The organism is Nocardia sp. NPDC059195, from assembly GCF_042754695.1.
Lineage (GTDB): Bacteria > Actinomycetota > Actinomycetes > Mycobacteriales > Mycobacteriaceae > Nocardia.
In genome coordinates this window covers 1-2,741 of record NZ_JBHZBG010000061.1, presented here as the reverse complement: position 1 = coordinate 2,741, position 2,741 = coordinate 1, and the positions used below count along the sequence as shown (strand labels likewise).

Below are 2,741 nucleotides of genomic sequence, written 5' to 3'. Positions count from 1 at the left end.
CCGGCGAATTCGACGCCACCACCTTCATGGTCGTCCAGGCCGGGTTGGCGGTGTTGTTGTCACGGATGAGCGGCAGCAACGATATCGCGGTCGGCGTCAACGTCGCCGGTCGTGACGATGCCGCGTTGAACGATCTGGTCGGATTCTTCGTCAACACTCTGGTGTTGCGCACCGACCTCGCTGGTGATCCTTGCTTCGGCGACCTGCTCGGGCAGGTGCGTGAGCGCAGCCTCGACGCCTTCGCCAACCAGGACGTGCCCTTCGACGTTGTGGTCGAGCGTCTCAATCCGGCGCGCTCCCAGGCACATCATCCACTGGTGCAGGTGACGTTGGCCTGGCAGAACAACGAGGCCGCCGAGCTCGGCCTCGGCGGGGTCCACGTTTCGGCCGAGCCCACCCAGACTTTCGCGGCGCGAATGGATCTGACCTTCCTCATCGGGGAAAGCCACACCGAATCCGGTGCGCCGGACGGGATCAATGGCGTGGTCGAGTACCGGTCCGACGTGTTCGACGCGGCGACAATCGAACGCCTGGTCTCGCGACTGGAACGGGTACTGACGGCGATCACCGCCGATCCACAGCAGCGGGTGTCCTCGATCGAGGTCCTCGACGAACACGAGCGAGCGCAGCTGGCGGTGTTCTCCCATCGGGGAGTACTCGCTGAGGATGCCGTCGCGGTGTCTATTCCGGCGTTGTTCGCTGAGCAGGTCGCGCGGACTCCGGATTCGGTGGCGGTGGTGTTCGAAGACCGATCGCTGAGCTATCGCGAGCTGGATGCGATGTCGTGGCAGCTAGCGCAGATGCTCGCGGGTCGTGGTATCGGCGCCGGCGACATCGTGGCGTTGTTGCTGCCGCGGTCGGCAGAGGCGATCGTGACAATCCTGGCGGTGCTGAAGGCGGGGGCGACGTATCTGCCGATCGATGTGATGCATCCGGACGAGCGGGTCGAGTTCATGCTCACCGAGGCGCGACCGGCGCTTGCGATCACGTCCGCGGAGTACACGCATCGCCTGGTGCGGTACGGGGTGGCGGTGGTCGACATCGACGATCCGGCGATCGCCGATCACCCGGTGTCGGTGCTGCCCACCCCTTCCGCCGAGAACCTGGCGTACGTCATCTACACCTCCGGCACGACCGGCCGGCCCAAAGGCGTGACGCTCACCCAGGGGAGCGTGACGCAAACGTTCGATACGGTTCGCGACTGGGGATTCGAGCCCGCGTCCGAGCAGGTGTGGACGCAGTTCCATTCTTACGCGTTCGACATCTCGGTGTGGGAGATTTGGGGCGCGCTGCTGCACGGCGGACGACTGGTCGTGGTGCCCGACAACGTAGTTCGATCCGGCCGGGATCTCGAGCGACTACTGGTGCGCGAAGGCGTGAACATACTGAACATGACTCCGAGCGCGCTCGGATTGCTTCGGCCCGAACACCTCAGCTCGGTCCGGACAATCGTCCTCGCTGGTGAGTGGTGTTCGGCGGAGCTGGTGGACCAGTGGGCGCCGGGCCGGGTAATGATCAATGGGTATGGCCCCACTGAGACGTTCTATACGTCATTGAGCGAGGCCTTGCGTGCCGGTTCGGGAGTGCCGTCTATCGGTCGCCCGATCTCCGGTGCGGTGTACCTGGTGCTCGACGAGGGGTTGCGTGAGGTCCCTGTCGGGATGGTGGGTGAGCTATATGTCGCGGGCAGGGGTATCGCTCGCGGCTATCTGCACCGGCCAGGGCTGACGGCGTCACGGTTCGTGGCATGTCCATGGGGGCAGGGCGGATCTCGGATGTATCGCACCGGCGATCTCGTCCGGTGGAACACCGACGGCGAGCTGGAGTACGTCAGTCGCAGCGACGACCAGGTGAAGATCCGCGGATTTCGGATCGAACTCAGCGAAGTCGGGGCCGCGCTGGCGGCGGTGGCCGGCGTGGATCATGCCGCGGCAGTTGTCCGCGAGGACCAGCCGGGCAGCAAACGGCTCGTCGGATACGTGACCGGCCGGGTGAACGGGGCTGTCGTACGGGAGGCCGTGGCGTCGCGGTTGCCGGAGTACATGGTGCCCTCGGCGGTGGTCGTGCTGGACAACCTGCCGCTGACGATGAACGGAAAGCTCGACAAGCAGGCCCTGCCGGCACCGGATCACGCGGACAGGGAGGAATACCGGGCACCGTCGACACCGGCCGAGGAGACGCTGGCTTCGATCTATGCCCAAGTTCTCGGAGTGGACCGGGTCAGCGTCGACGACTCCTTCTTCGATCTGGGCGGCCATTCGTTGCTGGCGATGCGCGTGGTCGCAGCCATTCATGAGGCGTTCGGCGTTGAGATCGAGGTGCGGGCGTTGTTCCAGACGCCGACGGTCGCCAAACTTGCGGAGAGCGTGGGGGCGGGGTCGAGTCGTCGGGATCCGCTGGTTCCGATGGTTCGGCCGGACGTGGTTCCGTTGTCGTTCGCTCAGCGCCGGTTGTGGTTCATCCACCAGTTGGAGGGTTTGTCAGCGACTTACAACCTGCCGCTCGCCTTGCGGTTGCACGGCGAGCTCGACACGCTGGCACTGGGGTTGGCGATGGCTGACGTCGTCGAACGGCACGAAAGCCTGCGAACAGTATTCCCCTCGATCGAGGGAACACCACACCAGTTGACCGTTCCCGCTGACCAGATCGACTTCGGATGGGCCGTTGTCGACGCGGAGTCGTGGCCGTCGCAGCGGCTGGCGGATGCGGTCGCCGGGCTGGCGCGCTACGAATTCGACCTC

Annotated in this window: 1 protein-coding gene; it reads left to right on the top strand. The window is 65.3% G+C overall.

Annotation, left to right across the window (positions count from 1 at the left end; translation table 11 throughout):
* On the top strand, nt 1-2,741 hold a 2,741-nt coding region (locus ACFXKN_RS33395), incomplete at both ends, for an amino acid adenylation domain-containing protein (RefSeq protein WP_379434787.1).